The sequence below is a fragment of the Streptomyces sp. BE20 genome (assembly GCF_036322525.1).
In the GTDB taxonomy this organism is placed as follows: Bacteria; Actinomycetota; Actinomycetes; order Streptomycetales; family Streptomycetaceae; genus Kitasatospora.
Map to the genome: position 1 here is coordinate 1 of NZ_JAQYWW010001229.1, position 339 is coordinate 339.

A 339-nucleotide genomic window follows, 5' to 3' on the forward strand; every position below is an offset into this window, starting at 1 on the left:
GGGGGGGGGGGGGGGGGGAAGGCCGCCCCCCGCCACCCCCAAACCACCCCCCAACCCACAACACACAACAAAACCACCACCCCCCACCCACCCCCCACCCCCCCACCACCCCCCACCCCCCCCCCCCCCGCGCCCCCGCGCCCGGCCGCGAGGCGGGCCCACCCCCCCCGCGCCGGGCCCCCCCCGCCGGGGGAGAGACCAGGGCACCACACCCCACCCAACACCCAACCAACAAAAAACAAAAAAAAAACCCCAAAAACAAAAACCCAAAACAACCCCCAAACACACCCCCCCCAAACAAAAAAAAAAAAACCCCACCCCCCCAAAAAACAACCCCCC

Annotated in this window: 1 pseudogene; it reads right to left on the reverse strand. The window is 68.4% G+C overall.

The window, feature by feature from the left end:
• Positions 1–339: pseudogene (locus PUR61_RS45700) on the reverse strand (hypothetical protein); the annotation flags it as partial.